The sequence below is a fragment of the Pseudomonas sp. BS3782 TE3695 genome, from assembly GCF_050435305.1.
Taxonomy (GTDB): Bacteria; Pseudomonadota; Gammaproteobacteria; order Pseudomonadales; family Pseudomonadaceae; genus Aquipseudomonas.
Map to the genome: position 1 here is coordinate 814,829 of NZ_JBNDKB010000001.1, position 15,666 is coordinate 830,494.

The following is a 15,666-nucleotide window of genomic DNA, read 5'->3' on the forward strand; positions in this document are numbered from 1 at the left end:
GGCAGGACCACTAAAATAAAAAAGGCCAACGCTTAGCGTTGGCCTTTTTTATTGATCGCCGAAAAGTCGTCATGCGCTAGCGTTGGCCACGCTCTCAAGCCGATACCCATACCCGTAAATCGTCAGCAGTTGCCAACCGCGATCTGCCGTCAGGCCCAGCTTGTTGCGCAGGCGATAAATATGGGTGTCCAGAGGGCGCGAAGATGTTATTTCTTCATGGGTCCAAAAACGCTCGTACAAGTATTCACGGGACAATGGTCGTCCCAGGTTGGCGAACAGGCAGCGGGCGAGGCGGTATTCCCGTTCGGTCAGGCTGATGGGGATTGAGGCGCGGGTGACAGTGAGTTCGGCGTCGTCGAATTCGAGGTCATTGAAGGTCAGTATTTCGGTGGCCGCGGCGCGTTGCAGCCCATGCCGACGAAGCACTGCGCTGACCCGAGCCTTCAGCTCGTTGGGACGAAACGGTTTGCTCACGTAATCATCGGCCCCGGCGTTCAACGCCTGGACGATATCGCTTTCGGTATCGCGACTGGTGAGCATGATCGCGGCGGGTGGTACGTCCATATGTTCACGGGTCCAGCGCAACAACGCCAGGCCGCTGATATCGGGCAGTTGCCAATCGAGGATCAGCAGATCGAAGGTCTCGCGCCGGAGTTGGCGGCGCAAGTCTTCTCCCCGCTCGAAACAATGCAGCGTCCACGCCTGCTCACCCGTGACGGGGATCTGTCGCAGTGTCTGTTCAACCCGACGCAGTTCGGCGGGCTCGTCATCCAGTATTGCGACACGCATGCCGAGTGGTTCCTTCATCTCGTGAGTGCAAAGTGAAAATTCCTACGGGAGTTTAGGCCGATTGATCGAATCTGAACAATTGTGGTGAATTGCAGCGAAGGTCATTTTATGCCGGTAAATTCGTTGTCGCTGAGCGGCACAGGGGCATTGGGATGTGCTCCGGCGCAGGGAGCGCCCAGTCACTTTGCAGGCCCGTCGATTGCCGGTTTTCGGCGGTACCTTGCTCAGGGGAAACACATGGAGTGCCTGCTCGGCTTCCGACACAGGGATGTGTCATCCCATTTCCTTTGCATCCGTGGCTATCTGCCAGAGCGTTCGCTCAGGTATCGTGCGTCAAATACTTGTGTGCGTTATCCGGCGTGATTTTCATCAGAGCATAAAAGCCAATCCATGAACCCCATGACCTTATTGCTCCCACGCCGTTCTGGCGTCTGTCTTTTATTGATGGTTGGCCTGACGGGATTGTTCGCCCCGAGTGCATCAGCGGCTGTCGCCTCGGCAAAACGTCTGCCTTATATCGATCAGAACCAACAATGCCGTGGTCAGCCGCTGCCAGCAACGGTCGAGCATCTGACTGGCGAAGCCTGGAAGCTGGATGCCAAAGGCAAGCAGACGCCGCTGCAGGAAGGTATGTCGATCGACGAGCAGGAAGGCGTCAAAACCTCGCCTTCGGCATTTGTCAGCCTGTCCCTGGGTGATGGTTCGCGGGTCGTGTTGCCCTCCAGTTCCCATATCACCCTGCACCTCAATGAAGAACATTCGATTCCTCAGGTCATTCTTGAGCAGGGCCAGGTTGAGTCATATGTGATTAAACGTGGCAGCGACCATGATCGCTTTCAGATCGTCACGCCGGTCGGTGTCCTGGGCGTACGGGGTACGCACTTTCGGGTGCGCAACGATGACACTGGTCAGGCATTGCTTGAGGTTCTGAACGGGCAAGTGGCGGTCAATCGAGATGAAGAAACGTCGGGCTCCCGCCCTGCCCGGCCCGTTGCCAAACGCCCCAAGGGCATTGAAGCTGACGAAGTCCAGGTCATGGCCCGCCAGGGTTTGCGAATTCAGAAACAAGGCCCGCTGACGCCAATCGATTTGTTACCCGCACCACGTTTATTGGGGCAGGCCGGTCAGACGGGGAATGTGCCTGTCTGGCAATTGATCATCAAGCCCATTGAAGGGGCTACGCGTTATCGGGCGCAAGTGGCCACCGACGCAGCTTTTCAGGACATCAAGCAAGAGCAGTTTTCCAGCACGCCAGAGGTCAAGTTCAGCGGGCTGAAAGCGTTTTTTTACCATGTTCGCCTGTCGGCCTTTGACGCTCAGGGGCTAGAGGGAGAGACCGGGGTGTATGACATTTTCTATTACCCCAGGACCACACGTGTCCAATAGCACCTCGGTCGACGGCCGATGAAGGGCCGGCCAAGGAAGGATGGCCGCGAGCCGACCCAGGCTCAGCGGTTGTTTCGGCGGATAGTCCGCGAGTGGCTGTGGGTCTGTCTGATCCTGCTGCCGCTGACGGCGATGTTGTCCATGAATCAGGGCCTGGCCCTGAGCAATCTGCTGTATGACAACCTGCGCCGGCTGAGTCCGCTGCCAGTGGACCCGCGAATCCTCATTGTCACGATTGATGACTACAGCTTGCAGCAGCTTGGCCGATGGCCGTGGTCGCGGGCCATGCACGCGCAAGTGCTGGATCGGCTCAGCGCCGCGAACGTTCAAGGGGTTCTATTCGACGTTATCTTCAGCGAGCCCGATAGCCATCCCGGCAACGATCAGCTTTTGGCCCAGGCGGCTTGTCGGGCCGGGAATGTTTTTGTGCCGTTGCTGCGTGAAGGCGTCGCACGTTATGGGCAGCCCTTGGGGGAAATTGAACCGGTGGCTGCGTTGAGCCATTGCGCTAAAGGCGTGGGGCACATCAATGCCGAAGCGGACGCTGATGGGATCGTGCGCAGCGTGTATTTAAGCGAAGGACCGGCGCAAAAAACACGCCCGCAACTGGCCTGGCTGCTGTACGAACAAACCCTTGCCAACAAAGGAAATGCACCGATGCCTGGCACCCCTGCCTCGCCATTGGAGCAAGGCTGGCAGCGAGCCCATGAAATACGGATTCCTTTCATCCATACCGACGCGGGCTTTCCCACGGTGCCCTACGTCAGCGTATTGCGCGGCGAAGTGCCACCCGAGTTGCTGCGCGATCGCTTGATCCTGATCGGCTCGACCGCTGCAGGCCTGGGCGACCGCTACGTGACACCGCAATCGGCCAGCATCGGCACTACACCGGGCGTTGAGATACAGGCGAATATCCTCAATGGGCTGCTGCAACAGCGCAACATCGTGGAGCTCGATGAGCGCTTGGCGGCATTACTGTCGATGATGATTGTCGGGGAGTTACTGGGCCTGTTGCTGGTGCGTCCGCGTCGCGCCTTATGGTTGACTATGGGGGCAATGGCCGCCGCGTTGCTGGGCTCGGGTGTACTGTTGCGGCTTGGCTGGTGGTGGTCACCGGCCGCGAGTCTGCTAGGGATGATGCTGGGCTACCTGATCTGGAATTGGCGAAGGCTGAACGCGGTGCTCGCTTATTTCGGCTGGGAACTGGCGCGCCTGGACAGCGAGCCAAAAGTCTTTCCCGAACGTCGTCGCACCCAGGCCCCGGCCGGTGATGTGCTGCAAGGGCAAATCGTCGCGCTGGAGCAGGCCATGAGCCGGACCCGCGATACCCGACGTTTCATTGCCGACGGGCTTGAATACCTGCCGGTGGCGACGCTGATCAGTGACCCGAAAGGGCGTATTCTGCTGGCCAACCGCAAGGCTCGAGAGGTATTTGGCCGTGGCCTGGCGGGCGAAGACATGCTCGAGCAACTGAGCGATTTGGGTTACCCGGTGCCGTCCAACGGAATGCCGTCTGCGTTGTCGACTCTGGAACCGCTGGAGTTTCGTGACAGCCAGGCACGCAGCCTGCGTCTGGACCTGGCACCGCTGTTGCCGGCCGAAGGAGACTCTGTAATTGGTTGGCTATTGAGCCTCACTGACTTGAGCGTCGAGCGCGATGCTGAAGAACAGCGAGCCGTACTGCTGCGCTTTTTGTCCCATGACCTCAGGGCTCCCCATTCGGCGATACTCGCTTTGCTCGACGTTCAGCGGCATCAGGTGCCCGGTGACACTCAAGTGTTCAGCCAGATCGAGTTACAAGTGCGCAAGGCGCTGAACCTGACCGAGGCTTTTGTGCAGTTGGCAAAGGCTGAGTCCGAGGCCTATCAATTTCAGCCGAGCATGTTTGCAATGTTGTTGCTCGATACCTTCGACCAAGCCTCGAGCATCGCTCATCTGAAGAACATTCAATTGCTGCATGACCTCGACGAAGACGCTGAAGCGCTGGTCCTGGCCGATCAATCGCTTCTGACACGGGCACTGTTCAACCTGTTGGAAAACGCCATCAAGTACAGCCCGGCGGGGTCGCGGATATCGGTGCGGGTGAGTTATGCCGAAAGCTGGTTGCTATGCGAGATCGCCGATCAGGGCCGAGGGATTGCCGTCGAAGAACTTCCTGAATTGTTCAGCCAGTATCGGCGTTTTACTTCAGCTCAGGGCAGCGACGGTCTGGGACTGGGTTTGTCCATGGTCAAGGCGGTGGTGGATCGTCATGGCGGAAGGATTTCCTGTCGTAGCGTGGTGGGGCAAGGCTCGACGTTCAGCATTCAGTTACCGCTATTGAGCGAGTGATCCAGCGTTTTCAGTGCGCATAAAAAACCGGCTATATCAGCCGGTTTTTTTAGGTCAGAAATAAACTTATGCACCTTTTCTGATTTTTTATTTTCTTAAGAAATATGTATGAGAATCAAAAACTTAAGAACTAATTGAAGCGGTTTTAAACAAAACGGTACACAGGTTATCCACAGAATTTCAGACAGCCACTTGATCGGTCGCACTTGGAGCCGCCGGGGCTGCTGGCAGCGAGCCCATTTCGCGCTGCATCTGTTCGTTCCAGGCCTGGACCCGATCATTGAGGTCGGCGATCGCTCGCGGCCCACTCCCCTCGGCGTACATCGGCGCGCCAATGATCACGGTGATCACGCCCTGCTTTTTTGCCCAACCGGTTTTTGGCCAGAACTTGCCGGCATTGTGCGCAATCGGCAGTACCGGCAATGACGCATTGACAGCCAACGCGGTGCCACCCCGGGAAAACTTGCCGATGGTGCCATAGGGAACGCGAGTCCCTTCCGGGAAGATCAGTACCCAAACCTTGTCTTTGAGCAGCTCATCGCCCTTCTTCGCCACATGCTTGAGCGCAGCTTTCGGGTTGCCACGGTCGATAGCGATCGGTCGCAGCATCGCCATGGCCCAGCCGAAGAACGGAACGTAGAGCAGTTCGCGCTTGAGCACCTGGCTAAGCGGCTCGAAGTAGGCCGAGAGAAAGAATGTTTCCCAGGTGCTCTGATGGTTCGACTGAATCACGCAAGGCTGGTCAGGCACATTCTCGGCACCCTTCACTTCATAACGTATACCCAGAAAGACTTTGCTCAGCCATAAGGCGCAGCGGCACCAGTACACGTTGATAAAGCGATAGCGCGCCTTGAATGGCAGAAACGGTGCAATAAAAAAGCTCAGGGTGCACCAGAGCAAAGAGCTGGTGCCCAGCAGCAGGTAAAAGAGGAAAGTTCTGATGGCCTGCAGTATCGACATGGCGACATTTACCGTTGCGGGCATTGCCCGCCTATTCAAACGCACTCCCGATCAGTCCTTGGCCAGGATGTCAGAAGAGCTTTAGTTGTGGATAAGTCCCGCGGCAATCGCCGCCAGATCGTCAAAAATCAAGGTGCCCGCCGGCAGGGTCTTGCCCTGCGTCTTTTCGCCTTTCCCGGTCTTCACCAAAACAGGCTGACAGTCGACGGCCCTGGCGGCTTCCAGGTCACTGAGAGTATCGCCGACGAACCATAGATTCGTCAGCGAAACGTTGTAATGGGCGGCGATGGTTTTCAACATCCCGGGTTTTGGCTTGCGGCAATCGCAGCCATCGTCTGGCCCATGCGGGCAATAGACGATCAGCCCGACTTCACCACCCTGCTCCGCCACCAGCTCGCGCAAGCGAGCGTGCATGGCCTCCAGGGTGGCAATGTCGTAATAGCCGCGAGCGATGCCCGACTGGTTGGTAGCGACCGCCACCGTCCAGCCGGCCTTGCTCAACTGCGCGATCGCTTCGATCGAACCGGGGAGTGGAATCCACTCCTCCACCGACTTGATGTACGCGTCGGAGTCGTAATTGATCACTCCGTCCCGATCGAGAATCAACAGTTTCAACAGCAGCCCCTCAACCCAGCAGCGAAATGTCAGCGACGCCGAGGAACAGCCCACGCAGACGCGACAGCAGTGCATAGCGGTTGGCTCGCACCTTGGCATCTTCGGCGTTGACCATTACCGCTTCGAAGAACGCATCCACCGGTTCGCGCAAAGCGGCCAGACGTGCCAGCGATTCGCTGTACTGACGAGCAGCGGCCATCGGCTGGACAGCCTGGTCAGCCTGCTGGATCGCCGAATACAGGGAGAATTCGTTGGCGTTGTCGAAGTACTTGGCTTCAACGACCGTCGGCACGGCGCCTTCGACCTTGCTCAGCAGGTTCGAAACGCGCTTGTTCACGGCGGCCAGAGCAGCGGCTTCCGGCAATTTGCGGAACGCTTCTACCGCTTGTACACGCTGATCGAAATCCAGCGCCGAACCTGGCTTCAGGGCACGAACCGACAGGTACGTCCCTACATCAACGCCTTCGTCTTCATAACGGGCACGCAGACGATCGAAGATGAACTCCAGCACCGAGTCATTCAGGCCGGCAGCTTTCACCTTGGTACCGAACGCGTTCACGGCAAATGCCACGGCGTCGTTCAGGTCGAGGTCGAGCTTCTTGTCGATCAGGATGCGCAACACACCCAGCGCAGCACGGCGCAGGGCGTACGGGTCTTTGCTCCCCGTTGGCAGCATGCCGATACCGAAAATACCCACCAGCGTGTCGAGCTTGTCGGCGATGGCCACCGCCGCGCCGGTGAGGGTGGTCGGCAGTTCAGCACCGGCACCGCGCGGCATGTACTGCTCGTTCAGCGCCAGGGCGACTTCTTCCGGCTCGCCGTCGTTGAGGGCGTAGTAGTAACCGGCGACACCTTGCATCTCCGGGAACTCACCGACCATTTCGGTCGCCAGGTCGCACTTGGACAGCAGGCCGGCACGGGAAGCCCATGCAGCGTTGCCGCCAATGCGTTGAGCAATGAAGGCGGCGAGTCTGGAAACACGTTCGGCCTTCTCGAAGACGCTGCCAAGTTTTTCCTGGAACACCACGTTCTGCAGACGCAGATTGAATTCTTCGAGCTTTTGCTTCTTGTCTTGCTTGAAGAAGAACTCGGCGTCGGTCAGGCGTGGGCGAACCACTTTCTCGTTACCGGCGATGATCTGCTGCGGGTCTTTGCTTTCGATGTTGGCCACGGTAATGAAACGAGGCAGCAACTTGCCGTCGGCATCCAGCAGGCAGAAATACTTCTGGTTGTCCTGCATGGTGGTAATCAGCGCTTCTTGCGGCACGTCGAGGAAACGTTCTTCGAACGAGCACACCAGCGGCACCGGCCATTCAACCAGCGCGGTCACTTCGTCGAGCAGGCCCGGCGGCACGATGGCCGTACCTTCCTGCTGCGTCGCCAGTTCTTCGGTGCGCTTGCTGATCAGCTCGCGACGCTCGTTGGCGTCGGCCACCACGTAAGCGGCACGCAGATCGCTCAGATAGTTGGCCGGCGAGGTGATGCGCACGCTTTCAGGGTGGTGGAAGCGGTGACCACGGGAATCGCGACCGGACTTCTGGGCGAGGATGGTGCAGTCGATGATATGGTCACCGAGCAGCATCACCAGCCATTGGGTCGGGCGAACGAATTCTTCCTTGCGAGCACCCCAACGCATGCGCTTGGGGATAGGAAGGTCGTTCAGGGAATCTTCGACGATGGTCGGCATCAGGCTCGCAGTCGGCTTGCCGGCGATGCTTTGGCTGTAGCGCAGTTTCGGACCGCTCTGATCGATCTCGCTCAGGTCGACGCCGCACTTCTTGGCGAAGCCCAGGGCTGCTTGAGTCGGATTGCCTTCGGCATCGAACGCGGCCTGGCGCGGCGGGCCGTCGAGGTTGATGCTGCGATCCGGCTGCTGGGTGGCCAGCGAAGTGATCAGCACGGCCAGACGACGTGGCGCGGCGTAGACGGTTTTGGTCTCGTAGTTCAGGCCGGCAGCTTGCAGGCCTTTGTCGATACCGGCCATAAACGCTTCGGCCAGGGTATTCAGGGCTTTGGGTGGCAGTTCTTCGGTGCCCAGTTCAACCAGAAAATCTTGAGCACTCATTGTGCAGCCTCCAGCTTGGCCAGTACTTCATCACGCAGGTCCGGGGTCGCCATCGGGAAGCCCAGCTTGGCGCGAGCCAGCAAGTAGGCTTGTGCAACGGAACGCGCCAGGGTGCGTACACGCAGGATGTATTGCTGACGCGCGGTCACCGAGATCGCCCGGCGCGCATCCAGCAGGTTGAAGGTGTGGGAAGCCTTCAACACCATTTCGTAGCTCGGCAACGGCAATGGCTGATCGAGTTCGATCAGGCGCTTGGCTTCGCTTTCATAGAAGTCGAACAGCTCGAACAGCTTCTCGACGTTGGCGTGTTCGAAGTTGTAGGTCGACTGCTCCACTTCGTTCTGGTGGAATACGTCGCCGTAGGTCACTTTGCCGAACGGACCGTCAGCCCAGACCAGGTCGTAGACCGAGTCCACGCCTTGCAGGTACATGGCCAGACGCTCAAGACCGTAAGTGATCTCGCCGGTCACTGGGTAGCACTCGATGCCGCCCGCTTGCTGGAAGTAAGTGAACTGCGTCACTTCCATGCCGTTGAGCCAGACTTCCCAGCCCAGACCCCAGGCGCCCAGCGTTGGCGACTCCCAGTTGTCTTCGACGAAACGGATGTCGTGCACCAGCGGGTCCAGACCCACGTGCTTGAGGGAGCCCAGGTACAGTTCCTGGAAGTTGTCCGGGTTCGGCTTCAGGACTACCTGGAACTGGTAGTAGTGCTGCAGACGGTTCGGGTTTTCGCCGTAGCGGCCGTCAGTCGGGCGACGACTGGGCTGCACATAAGCGGCGTTCCAGGTTTCCGGGCCGATGGCGCGCAGGAACGTGGCAGTGTGGAAAGTGCCGGCGCCTACTTCCATATCGTAGGGCTGAAGTACCACACAACCTTGCTCGGCCCAGTATTGCTGGAGGGCGAGGATCAAGTCTTGGAAGGTACGCACGGCTGGCGTAGGCTGGCTCACGAAATTCACCTGTTTCTTGGGCTGCGATTTAAAGAGCGGGAGTATACCCGATTCGGTCCTGCGCACGCCCCCTGGAGCCTTATGCCACGCTGCTTTTGGTGTACCGAAGATCCGCTGTACATGGCTTATCACGATCAGGAGTGGGGCACGCCGCTACGCGATGCGCAGGGTTTGTTCGAGTTGCTTTTGCTCGAAGGGTTCCAGGCCGGGCTTTCCTGGATCACGGTGTTGCGCAAACGAGAGCGTTATCGCGAGGTGCTGTTTGGCTTCGACGTGCAGCGTGTGGCACAGATGAGCGACGCGGAAATCGATGAATTGATGCTCGATCCGGGGATCATCCGCAATCGCCTCAAACTCAATGCCGCCCGGCGCAATGCCCAGGCCTGGCTGGCGCTGGAGGACCCGGTGGCGTTTCTCTGGTCGTTCGTCGGCGGAGCGCCGGTGATCAATCATTTCAAGGATCGCAGTGAAGTGCCGGCCGTGACACCGGTTGCCGTCGAGATGAGCAAAGGCCTGAAAAAAGCCGGATTTACGTTCGTCGGCCCGACCATTTGTTACGCGTTGATGCAGGCTTCGGGCATGGTCATGGACCACACTCGCGATTGCGATCGCTACGCCACCTTGGCGAACGGCGGTTAGAATAACCGCCTCGCGCACAGCACAAGATCAGGAGTGACCTGTGGATAAGTTGAAAGGCGCCTTGCTGGTAGGCGCTCTGCGGTTGTTTGCGTTGCTGCCATGGCGGGCAGTGCAGGCGGCGGGTTCGGCCATTGGCTGGATCATGTGGAAAACCCCCAACCGTTCCCGTGACGTGGTACGGATCAACCTCGCCAAGTGCTTTCCGCAAATGGACCCCGCAGAACGCGAGCGTTTAGTCGGACAGAGCCTGAAAGACATCGGCAAGTCCTTGACCGAGAGCGCCTGCGCGTGGATCTGGCCGGCTCAGCGTTCTATTGATCTGGTGCGCGAAGTCGAAGGTCTGGATGTGCTTAAAGACGCCCTCGCCTCCGGCAAAGGTGTGGTTGGCATCACCAGCCACCTGGGCAACTGGGAAGTGTTGAACCACTTCTATTGCAACCAGTGCAAACCGATCATTTTCTACCGTCCGCCCAAGCTCAAGGCGGTGGATGAGTTGCTGCGCAAGCAGCGGGTGCAATTGGGTAACCGGGTGGCCGCTTCCACCAAGGAAGGCATCCTCAGCGTGATCAAGGAAGTGCGCAAAGGTGGGGCCGTGGGCATTCCGGCTGATCCGGAGCCGGCCGAATCCGCCGGAATCTTCGTGCCGTTCTTCGCCACTCAGGCCCTGACCAGTAAATTCGTGCCGAACATGCTGGCGGGCGGCAAAGCGGTCGGCGTGTTCCTGCATGCCCTGCGGCTGCCGGACGGTTCGGGTTACAAAGTGATCCTCGAAGCCGCCCCGGAGGCCATGTACAGCACCGATACCGAAACCTCCTGCGCGGCGATGAGCCAGGTGGTCGAGCGCTATGTGCGGGCTTATCCGAGCCAGTACATGTGGAGCATGAAACGCTTCAAGAAGCGTCCGCCGGGCGAAGAACGCTGGTATTGATGCAGCTGTGGATAACCCCCCCGGTAAAAATCAAAAGATCGCAGGCTTCCGTAGGAGCTGCCGCAGGCTGCGATCTTTTGATCTTTTGATCTTTGGCCTGCGTTGCCTCTGATCAGTGCGCCTGACGCTCAAGCTTTTTCAAAAACACCATCATCTCCTTCTCGGCCTGCTTGTCGCCATGGTTGCGGGCCGCTTCCAGACCCTGTTCCCAGGCCTGACGCGCCGCCGCGTAATCCGCCAGCGCCAGATGCGCCTTGCCCAATAGCTTCCACGCCGCCGAATATTTCGGATCGAACTCGACGCAGCGCTGGAAATGCTCTGCGGCCTTGGCATTTTCACCCAGATCCAGATAACCCTTGCCCAACCCAAAACGCAGCAAAGAGTTATCCACACCCTTGGCGAGCATTTTTTCCAGGGATTCGATCATGGTGGATTCCTTATTGAGGTTATTCAGGGATGCCTGTTCGTTCTTGAGATTGTTTTCGCGGGCAAGCCCGCTCCCACAGGAGTCTTCGGTCGTACACAAAATATGTGTTCACTGCAAAACACTGTGGGAGCGGGCTTGCCCGCGAAGAGGCCCGTCCAGCCACTGCAAATGCCAGATCAGAAGAAGCTCAACCCCACATGGAACAGCTTTTCCACATCCCGAATATGCTTCTTATCCACAAGGAACAGAATCACATGGTCGCCGGCTTCGATCACCGTTTTGTCGTGGGCGATGATCACTTCTTCGTCGCGGATGATCGCGCCGATGGTGGTCCCTGGCGGCAGGCCGATGTTTTCAATGGCCTTGCCAATCACCTTGCTCGACTTTTCATCACCGTGGGCGATGGCCTCGATGGCTTCCGCCGCACCTCGACGCAATGAGTGCACGCTGACGATATCGCCGCGCCGCACGTGCGCCAGCAAGGTGCCGATGGTCGCCAATTGCGGGCTGATGGCGATGTCGATGTCGCCACCCTGGATCAGGTCGACGTAGGCCGGGTTGTTGATGATCGTCATCACCTTCTTCGCGCCCAGGCGCTTGGCCAGTAGCGAGGACATGATGTTGGCTTCGTCGTCGTTGGTCAGCGCCAGGAAGATATCGGCGTCGGCGATGTTTTCCTCGATCAGCAGGTCACGGTCGGAGGCACTGCCCTGCAACACCACAGTGCTGTCGAGGGTGTCCGAGAGATGGCGGCAGCGGGTCGGACTCATCTCGATGATCTTCACCTGATAGCGACTTTCGATGGCCTCGGCCAAACGCTCGCCAATCTGCCCGCCGCCAGCGATGACGATACGTTTGTAGCTCTCATCGAGGCGGCGCATTTCGCTCATCACCGCGCGAATGTTCGCTTTGGCGGCGATGAAAAATACTTCATCGTCGGCCTCGATCACCGTATCGCCCTGGGGCAGGATTGGCCGGTCACGACGGAAAATCGCCGCAACGCGGGTTTCGACGTTCGGCATGTGTTCACGCAACTGGCGCAATTGCTGACCCACCAACGGACCGCCGTAATAGGCTTTCACTGCCACCAGTTGCGCTTTGCCTTCGGCGAAGTCGATTACCTGCAACGCCCCCGGATGCTGGATCAGGCGCTTGATGTAATTGGTAACGACTTGCTCCGGACTGATCAACACGTCGACTGGAATCGCTTCGTTATCGAACAGTTCGGCACGGGTCAGGTACGCGGCTTCGCGGACCCGGGCGATTTTGGTCGGTGTGTGGAACAAGGTGTGAGCGACCTGACAGGCCACCATGTTGGTTTCGTCACTGTTGGTCACTGCAACCAGCATGTCGGCGTCGTCGGCACCGGCCTGACGCAGGATGGTCGGCAGCGAACCGCGACCTTGCACGGTGCGGATGTCCAGCCGATCGCCGAGGTCACGCAGGCGTTCGCCATCGGTGTCGACCACGGTGATGTCATTGGCTTCACTGGCCAGATGTTCTGCCAGCGAACCGCCGACTTGCCCTGCGCCGAGGATGATGATTTTCATCCATTCACTCCTTAAACCGGTTAACCGCGCGCGGCGGCAATCTTGATCAGCTTGGCGTAATAGAACCCGTCGTGGCCACCTTCCTGGGCCAGCAATTGGCGACCATGGGGCTGCTTGATGCCGGCCTGACTGGCGATATCGAGTTCACGGGCACCCGGCGTGCGAGCGAGGAACGCTTCGATGACTTCGGTGTTCTCGGTCGGCAGCGTGGAGCAGGTGGCGTAAAGCAGAATGCCGCCCACTTCCAACGTTATCCACAGGGCGTCGAGCAGCTCGCCCTGAAGCACCGCCAACGCGGCGATGTCGTCGGGTTGACGGGTCAGTTTGATGTCTGGGTGACGACGGATCACCCCGGTGGCCGAGCACGGCGCGTCCAGCAGAATGCGTTGGAATGGCTTGCCGTCCCACCAGGTCGCTGTGTCGCGGCCGTCGGCGGCAATCAATTCGGCGCTCAGGCCCAGGCGTGCAAGGTTTTCCCGCACCCGCACCAGACGCTTGGCTTCCAGATCCACAGCCACCACGCCAGCCAGTTTTGGCTCGGCTTCAAGGATGTGGCAGGTTTTGCCGCCCGGTGCGCAGCAGGCGTCCAGCACCCGTTGGCCAGGCGCCAGGTCCAGCAGATCGGCGGCCAGTTGCGCGGCTTCGTCCTGCACGCTGATCCAGCCTTCGGCGAAACCTGGCAGGCTACGCACGTCCGCCGCTGTATCGAGGATGATGCCGTCCCGACTGTAAATGCACGGCGTGGCCGCGATGCCCGCTTCAGTCAGCAACCCGAGATAAGCGTCGCGGGTGTGGTGGCGACGGTTGACCCGCAAAATCATCGGTGGGTGTGCGTTGTTCGCCGCGCAAATGGCTTCCCACTGCTCAGGCCAGAAGGCTTTGAGGGATTTTTGCAGCCAGCGCGGGTGAGCGGTGCGCACCACCGGGTCGTGCTCCAGCTCGGCCAGCAGCGCTTCGCTTTCCCGTTGGGCGCGGCGCAAAACGGCGTTGAGCAAGGCTTTGGCCCACGGCTTTTTCAGTTTGTCGGCGCAACCGACGGTTTCACCGATGGCCGCGTGGGCCGGAACCCGGGTGTAGAGCAGTTGATAGAGACCGACCAGCAACAGCGCCTCGACATCGGCATCAGCCGCCTTGAACGGCTTTTGCAGCAATTTAGCCGCCAGCGCCGACAAACGTGGCTGCCAGCGCGCCGTGCCAAATGCCAGGTCCTGGGTGAAGCCGCGATCGCGATCTTCGACCTTGTCCATTTGCGTCGGCAGAGAACTGTTGAGTGAGGCTTTTCCGTTAAGAACAGCAGCAAGTGCCTTGGCGGCAGCCAAACGTGGATTCATTGAGCGTCCGCCGCTTGACCGAGAACGGTGCCGACGGCGAATTTTTCACGACGGCTGTTGAACAAATCGCTGAAGTTCAGCGCCTTGCCACCGGGCAATTGCAGACGGGTCAGGCACAGCGCCTGTTCACCGCAGGCGACGACCAAGCCGTCCTTGCTGGCACTGAGGATTTCACCCGGTGCGCCCTGCCCTTCGGCCAGGCTCGCAGCCAGCACTTTCAGCGCTTCGCCGTTCAGCGTGCTGTGGGTAATCGGCCATGGGTTGAAGGCGCGAACCAGACGCTCCAGTTCAACGGCCGGGCGGCTCCAGTCGATGCGTGCTTCGTCCTTGTTCAGTTTATGTGCATAGGTGGCGAGGCTGTCGTCTTGCACTTCGCCTTCCAGAGTGCCTGCCGCCAGGCCGGCAATCGCCTGCACCACGGCCGGTGGGCCCATCTCTGCAAGACGATCGTGGAGGCTGCCGCCAGTGTCTTGGGCGCTGATCGGCGTGGTGACTTTCAGCAACATCGGCCCGGTATCCAGACCCAGTTCCATGCGCATCACGGTCACGCCACTTTCGCTGTCGCCCGCTTCCACAGCGCGCTGGATCGGCGCCGCACCGCGCCAGCGTGGCAGCAACGAAGCGTGGCTGTTGATGCAGCCCAGACGCGGAATATCCAGCACCGCTTGCGGCAGGATCAGGCCGTAGGCGACCACCACCAGCAAGTCCGGTTTCAGGGCGGCGAGTTCAGCCTGAGCGTCTTCGTTGCGCAGGGTTGGCGGCTGCAACACCGGGATGTCGTTTTCCAGCGCCAACTGCTTGACCGGGCTGGGCATCAGCTTCTGCCCACGACCCGCCGGACGGTCCGGTTGGGTATAAACCGCAATGATCTCGTAAGGACTGTCGAGCAGGGCCTTGAGGTGTTCGGCGGCGAATTCCGGGGTACCGGCAAAGACAATGCGCAATGGCTCAGTCATGAAAGCTCTCGATTACAAAGCGTCTTGAAAAGAAAAAGGCTTGCCGCAGCAAGCCTTTGAAAGAAGGGCATCAAGCGTTCTGGCGGTGGAGCTTTTCCAGTTTCTTCTTGATCCGGTCACGTTTGAGCGTGGACAGGTAATCAACGAACAATTTGCCGTTGAGGTGGTCGCATTCATGCTGGATGCAGACCGCGAGCAGGCCTTCGGCGATCAGTTCGTACGGTTGGCCGTCGCGGTCCTGGGCCTTGATTCTGACCTTTTGCGGGCGGTCGACGTTTTCGTAGAAACCCGGCACCGAGAGGCAGCCTTCCTGATATTGGTCCACCTCGTCGGTGAGGACTTCGAACTCGGGGTTGATGAACACCCGCGGTTCGCTGCGGTCTTCGGAGAGGTCCATTACGACGATACGTTTGTGCACGTTGACCTGGGTCGCGGCGAGGCCGATGCCTGGCGCCTCATACATTGTTTCAAACATGTCATCGACCAACCGACGCACTTCGTCGTCCACTACAGCCACGGGTTTGGCGATAGTGCGCAGGCGCGAGTCGGGGAATTCGAGGATGTCTAAAATGGCCATAAGCTCAATTGCTGCACGTGTGAGGTAAAGTCGGGTCGATGGCCTGGCGAGTCCGAGGATGCAGGCTACCGTTGTGAACGTAGCTTCCCGCTTTTCAATAATGAGCCGGAAGCGAGCCACGAGGGCTCTGGCGTTTCACGCGAACGTACATAATAAAGGGAT

The 15,666-nt window shown here is 59.2% G+C and carries 14 protein-coding genes; 4 read left to right on the forward strand and 10 right to left on the reverse strand.

The annotated features are described in order from the left end of the window. Positions 1-69 precede the first annotated feature (69 nt). Positions 70-789 carry a response regulator transcription factor gene (locus ABH909_RS03635; protein ID WP_429430572.1) on the reverse strand — a complete coding sequence of 240 codons (720 nt, stop codon included), beginning with the start codon at positions 787-789 and terminating at the stop codon, positions 70-72. 444 nt (positions 790-1,233) lie between these two features. Here ABH909_RS03635 and ABH909_RS03640 point away from each other — a divergent pair, with 444 nt between their 5' ends. Continuing rightward, the gene (locus ABH909_RS03640) at positions 1,234-2,175 is read left to right on the forward strand and encodes a FecR family protein (RefSeq protein WP_429439733.1); all 942 of its coding nucleotides are present in this window, start codon (positions 1,234-1,236) and stop codon (positions 2,173-2,175) included. Positions 2,176-2,193: 18 nt separating this feature from the next. Beyond that, positions 2,194-4,506, forward strand: a complete 2,313-nt coding sequence (locus ABH909_RS03645; RefSeq protein ID WP_429430574.1) for a CHASE2 domain-containing protein — start codon at positions 2,194-2,196, stop codon at positions 4,504-4,506. Between the two features lie 180 nt (positions 4,507-4,686). Here ABH909_RS03645 and ABH909_RS03650 read toward each other — a convergent pair whose 3' ends face one another. The 4 genes from ABH909_RS03650 to glyQ form a co-directional block, all read right to left on the reverse strand. After that, a complete protein-coding gene (locus tag ABH909_RS03650; RefSeq protein WP_429430576.1) occupies positions 4,687-5,466 on the reverse strand; it encodes a lysophospholipid acyltransferase family protein in 780 nt (259 codons plus the stop codon). Between the two features lie 81 nt (positions 5,467-5,547). Further along, positions 5,548-6,087 (reverse strand): D-glycero-beta-D-manno-heptose 1,7-bisphosphate 7-phosphatase, encoded by a 540-nt coding sequence (gene gmhB, locus ABH909_RS03655; protein ID WP_429439735.1) that lies wholly within the window; start codon positions 6,085-6,087, stop codon positions 5,548-5,550. Positions 6,088-6,091: 4 nt separating this feature from the next. Then, positions 6,092-8,146 (reverse strand): glycine--tRNA ligase subunit beta, encoded by a 2,055-nt coding sequence (glyS, locus tag ABH909_RS03660; protein WP_429430578.1) that lies wholly within the window; start codon positions 8,144-8,146, stop codon positions 6,092-6,094. Next, a complete protein-coding gene (glyQ, locus tag ABH909_RS03665; RefSeq protein WP_003213601.1) occupies positions 8,143-9,096 on the reverse strand; it encodes a glycine--tRNA ligase subunit alpha in 954 nt (317 codons plus the stop codon). Before glyQ ends, glyS begins: the two co-directional genes overlap by 4 nt. A gap of 81 nt (positions 9,097-9,177) precedes the next feature. Between glyQ and tag the strand changes: the two genes are divergently transcribed. Continuing rightward, positions 9,178-9,735 carry a DNA-3-methyladenine glycosylase I gene (tag, locus tag ABH909_RS03670; RefSeq protein ID WP_063342022.1) on the forward strand — a complete coding sequence of 186 codons (558 nt, stop codon included), beginning with the start codon at positions 9,178-9,180 and terminating at the stop codon, positions 9,733-9,735. A 40-nt stretch (positions 9,736-9,775) separates the two neighbouring features. Next, on the forward strand, positions 9,776-10,663 hold the full coding sequence (locus tag ABH909_RS03675; RefSeq protein ID WP_429430580.1) for a lysophospholipid acyltransferase: 888 nt from the start codon (positions 9,776-9,778) through the stop codon (positions 10,661-10,663). Positions 10,664-10,775: 112 nt separating this feature from the next. Here the strand turns inward: ABH909_RS03675 and ABH909_RS03680 are convergent, their stop codons facing one another. The 5 genes from ABH909_RS03680 to def all read right to left on the reverse strand — a co-directional run bounded on the left by ABH909_RS03680 (position 10,776) and on the right by def (position 15,504). Beyond that, a complete protein-coding gene (locus ABH909_RS03680; protein ID WP_007902954.1) occupies positions 10,776-11,090 on the reverse strand; it encodes a tetratricopeptide repeat protein in 315 nt (104 codons plus the stop codon). A gap of 176 nt (positions 11,091-11,266) precedes the next feature. Continuing rightward, positions 11,267-12,640 carry a Trk system potassium transporter TrkA gene (gene trkA, locus ABH909_RS03685; RefSeq protein ID WP_429430582.1) on the reverse strand — a complete coding sequence of 458 codons (1,374 nt, stop codon included), beginning with the start codon at positions 12,638-12,640 and terminating at the stop codon, positions 11,267-11,269. Between the two features lie 20 nt (positions 12,641-12,660). Then, positions 12,661-13,971, reverse strand: coding sequence for a 16S rRNA (cytosine(967)-C(5))-methyltransferase RsmB (gene rsmB, locus ABH909_RS03690; protein ID WP_429430584.1), 1,311 nt, complete (start codon positions 13,969-13,971; stop codon positions 12,661-12,663). Further along, positions 13,968-14,927, reverse strand: coding sequence for a methionyl-tRNA formyltransferase (gene fmt, locus ABH909_RS03695; protein WP_429430586.1), 960 nt, complete (start codon positions 14,925-14,927; stop codon positions 13,968-13,970). Before fmt ends, rsmB begins: the two co-directional genes overlap by 4 nt. A 70-nt stretch (positions 14,928-14,997) precedes the next feature. Continuing rightward, a complete protein-coding gene (def, locus tag ABH909_RS03700; RefSeq protein WP_429430588.1) occupies positions 14,998-15,504 on the reverse strand; it encodes a peptide deformylase in 507 nt (168 codons plus the stop codon). Between the last annotated feature and the right edge of the window lie 162 nt (positions 15,505-15,666).

Excerpts from the sequence above, each read along its gene's own strand:
- ABH909_RS03635 (WP_429430572.1), bottom strand. The coding sequence starts at position 789 with ATGCGTGTCGCAATACTGGATGACGAGCCCGCCGAACTGCGTCGGGTT.
- ABH909_RS03640 (WP_429439733.1), top strand. The coding sequence starts at position 1,234 with ATGGTTGGCCTGACGGGATTGTTCGCCCCGAGTGCATCAGCGGCTGTC.
- ABH909_RS03645 (WP_429430574.1), top strand. The coding sequence starts at position 2,194 with ATGAAGGGCCGGCCAAGGAAGGATGGCCGCGAGCCGACCCAGGCTCAG.
- ABH909_RS03650 (WP_429430576.1), bottom strand. The coding sequence starts at position 5,466 with ATGTCGATACTGCAGGCCATCAGAACTTTCCTCTTTTACCTGCTGCTG.
- glyS (WP_429430578.1), bottom strand. The coding sequence starts at position 8,146 with ATGAGTGCTCAAGATTTTCTGGTTGAACTGGGCACCGAAGAACTGCCA.
- tag (WP_063342022.1), top strand. The coding sequence starts at position 9,178 with ATGCCACGCTGCTTTTGGTGTACCGAAGATCCGCTGTACATGGCTTAT.
- ABH909_RS03680 (WP_007902954.1), bottom strand. The coding sequence starts at position 11,090 with ATGATCGAATCCCTGGAAAAAATGCTCGCCAAGGGTGTGGATAACTCT.
- trkA (WP_429430582.1), bottom strand. The coding sequence starts at position 12,640 with ATGAAAATCATCATCCTCGGCGCAGGGCAAGTCGGCGGTTCGCTGGCA.
- rsmB (WP_429430584.1), bottom strand. The coding sequence starts at position 13,971 with ATGAATCCACGTTTGGCTGCCGCCAAGGCACTTGCTGCTGTTCTTAAC.
- fmt (WP_429430586.1), bottom strand. The coding sequence starts at position 14,927 with ATGACTGAGCCATTGCGCATTGTCTTTGCCGGTACCCCGGAATTCGCC.
- def (WP_429430588.1), bottom strand. The coding sequence starts at position 15,504 with ATGGCCATTTTAGACATCCTCGAATTCCCCGACTCGCGCCTGCGCACT.